General features: G+C 38.6%; 4 protein-coding genes. 2 read left to right on the forward strand and 2 right to left on the reverse strand.

The features are described 5' to 3' along the window. Positions 1-112 precede the first annotated feature (112 nt). Both A3CS_RS0110630 and A3CS_RS0110635 read right to left on the reverse strand, forming a co-directional pair. The gene (locus A3CS_RS0110630; protein WP_005545975.1) at positions 113-532 is read right to left on the reverse strand and encodes a type II toxin-antitoxin system HicB family antitoxin; all 420 of its coding nucleotides are present in this window, start codon (positions 530-532) and stop codon (positions 113-115) included. A gap of 51 nt (positions 533-583) precedes the next feature. Further along, positions 584-766, reverse strand: a complete 183-nt coding sequence (locus A3CS_RS0110635; RefSeq protein WP_005578509.1) for a type II toxin-antitoxin system HicA family toxin — start codon at positions 764-766, stop codon at positions 584-586. 252 nt (positions 767-1,018) lie between these two features. On the opposite strand from A3CS_RS0110635, the gene A3CS_RS0110640 reads away from it, so the two are divergent. Together A3CS_RS0110640 and A3CS_RS0110645 are read left to right on the forward strand one after the other, a co-directional pair. Further along, positions 1,019-2,170, forward strand: a complete 1,152-nt coding sequence (locus A3CS_RS0110640; protein ID WP_019518480.1) for a type I restriction endonuclease — start codon at positions 1,019-1,021, stop codon at positions 2,168-2,170. 310 nt (positions 2,171-2,480) lie between these two features. Further along, a partial coding sequence (locus tag A3CS_RS0110645) for a phage antirepressor N-terminal domain-containing protein (RefSeq protein WP_019518481.1) occupies positions 2,481-3,349 on the forward strand: 869 nt, incomplete at its 3' end.

Genomic DNA, 3,349 nt, shown 5'->3' on the forward strand with positions numbered 1-3,349 from the left:
TTTGAACCCGATTCGCGCAAACTGACAATATCCATTGATTATCAGGACATTTACGGGCAACAACAGACCGCACGCTATACAGCTTAAAGTGCGGTCAAATCGACCGCATTTTTTAATGAACCGATAAATTAATTTCGCGCCCTAATTTTTTAAAGGCTTTTTCAACAAAATCAATTTTGGATGGGTGGCGAAAATCTAATAAGCGATCGACTTGCGGCATGTGAACATCAAGACGGCGCGCCATTTCAGCTTTTCGCACACCTTGTGCGAGCATTTCATTGAGTAAGAAGACTTTTAGTGAACGCAATAAGGAAAGCGGAACCGTATATTGCCCATCTTTTGGCTGGCTTGGCATTGGAATTGGGCGTTTATCATCAAAATAAAATTCGAGGGCGGTTTCTAAACCTTCTTCCGCTTCAAGTAGTGCGCTTTCAATATCTTCACCTACACTTGCCATTTCGGGAATATCGGGGCAAGTGACAAGGAATGTACCGTTATCATCCGGGGTGATTTCAACAGGGTAGCGTAACATGGTTTCTCCTTAAATCGTTTGAGAAAACGCCCCTTTTCAGAGGCGAAAGACTTATTTTAAGTTTAAGTCTTTTTTGATTTTGTGAACTAAGCCGGTACCGATTTCTTTACTACCATGGTAGGGAAAGACAGTTTGGCACTCATTCAACGTTACCTTGCGATGACTTCCGCGCTTGGTTGCTTCGACTTTGCAGCCTTGCTCAAGCAAGTATCGCAAGAATTCACTGTATTTCATCGGGGTACCTCCTTTGCTATACAGTGAAGATAGAATACAACAAATTTGTTGTATGTGCAACATTTTTGTTGTGTTTTTTAAGTGATGATTTATTTGATAAACTTTTTTCAAAAGCCTGTTTAAAACGTAGTTTTTTTATAATGGAATCTGCGACGCAGATCGCAAAATTGAAATAAATTTGAGGGAAAACTTACGGAAATGTCTTGGGTTTTGTAGAATGGGCGTCTCTATTAAACCAAGAGGAATCCAAAAATGAGTGATCAAATTTTCAAAGAAAGAATATTAGCGCATTCTCAGCATATTATGAGAGTTGGGCAACATTGTACAACCGAAGAAACAACGAAGCAGGCTTTGATTCTTCCTTTTCTTGATATTTTGGGATTTTCAGCGTATGACCCAACTAAAGTGAAGGCAGAATATGCCGCTGATTTTACTGGTGCGAAAAATGGCGAACGAGTTGATTATGCTTTATTCTGCCATAACGTGCCGGTGATGTTTATTGAAGCCAAATCTTATAATGAGGATTTAACTAATCATTCTCCCCAGCTTGCAAGATATTTTAATGCAACACCTGAAGTTGCTGTAGCCGCAATTACAAACGGGCGTGAATGGAGGTTTTTTACCGATTTAAAAGATAAAAATATTATGGATAATGCGCCATTTTTACGCGTTAACTTTGAAGCATTAGACGAATCAAAGATTCCCCAATTATCTCAATTTTGTCATGATAAGTTTCAGCCGGAAGCATTGCGGACATTAGCGGAAGAAAGTATTTATTTATCAGCCTTTACTAAAACCATTTCATCTTCATTAAAAGAAGTGGATAGTGAATTTGTTCGCTATGTGGCAGGGCGCGCTAATATTGGAAGACAGCTAAATCAATGCTTTATTGAATCTATCACGCCAATAGTCAAGCAAGCGGTAGAAAAAGCGGTAAGCGACATGGTAGTTTCAGGATTATCGAAAAAGGCTGTTGATACCGAATCTGTTAATGAGCCCGAATCTGAAATCATTGATGAGACTGCGCCGATTATAGATCCTGAAAACAGCAAAATAGTTACCACATATACTGAGAGACAGGTTTTAGAATATGTGTCAATGATTCTTGGTGAAGAGTCTGATTTAATTGCTAAAGACACTGAAAGTTATTTTAGTATTTTATATCAGGGAAAATCTAATAGATGGGTATTACGCTATTTTGATAACAAACAACGCCCTTCAATTACTATTCCTATTGAATTGACACCAGAAAACCAAAAAGAGATTTCTAGAGCGGGATTGGAAATTTCAAGCAGTCAAATTATTATAGATTGTCCTGAAAATATCTTGAGATTAAGTGGCATTGTTCGAGATTGTTTTGAATATTGCATAAATGATGAAAACTTTAGAAAGAAATCCTCATAAAACCCAAAACCCCGTTTACAAGACGGGGTTTTTGTTTTATATTGTGTTCCAAGGTGTCGAAACCTTAAAAAGCGGCGGTTATCCGCACCCGATAGCATAGCGGTTTTTTTATGCGTAAAATTTGACTTCATTTAGTTTTATTGCCATTAAGACTTAATACGCATATATCAAATTCTATCTATGCCGAGAGGGCGGAGAATACAATACCCGAAAGGGGAATAATCCCAGCCGTTACCGCTACGGTTTTCGAACCTCTTGGCGACCTTACAAGGTCAATTCTTAATTTCGAAAAAAATAAGCGGAGGCTATGATGTCTAATCAAATCTCAACTCAAACAATTTCATTCAACAATCAGTCATTAATTACCGTTGAACAAAATGGCAATCACTATGTTGCTATGAAACCAATTTGTGAAAATATTGGTCTTGCATGGGAACCTCAAGTATTACGTATCAAACGTGATGAAGTTCTTTCTCAAGGTATGATCGTCATGATCACACCTACTAATGGCGGCAACCAAAATATGATTTGCTTACCAATTGAATACTTAAATGGTTGGTTATTTGGAATTGATGTTAAACGTTGCAAACCTGAAATACGCGATACATTAATTAAGTATAAAAAAGAATGTTATCGGGCGTTACATGATTATTGGTTTAATGGCAAAGCAGAACGAAAAACAACCGCAGACGATCGCACAGGCTTACGTAATGCCGTAAATATGTTAGTGAGCAAGAAAGGCTTGATTTATTCCGATGCTTATAATCTTGTTCACCAATACATGAACGTAGAGCGCATAGAAGACATTCCCGCCGACAAATTACAAAGTGCGGTTGAATATGTGCATAGAATTGTGCTTGAGGGTCAGCTTATCACTGAACCGAAAAAAAATGAACTTTTCACCCGTGAATTTACAGAGCATGAATTACAACAGCTTGTGTGGGCGTGGTTTGCTTTGTTGCGTGGCACCGAACTTTGCCAAAATCTTCACCCTGCATTAAAACAAATCGGATCGCACTATGCCGCACCGGTTCGTGACATTGCTTACGAGTACCGTAGCACTAACGGTACATTCCGGTCGGCCGGTGATGTAGTAACATCAACCGGCAGATCATTAAATAGTACAATCTACAAAGAAGGCAACCCACACGATATTGCACTGTCATGGTTAACAGATGG

The sequence above is a fragment of the Aggregatibacter actinomycetemcomitans DSM 8324 genome (assembly GCF_000372365.1).
Lineage (GTDB): Bacteria > Pseudomonadota > Gammaproteobacteria > Enterobacterales > Pasteurellaceae > Aggregatibacter > Aggregatibacter actinomycetemcomitans.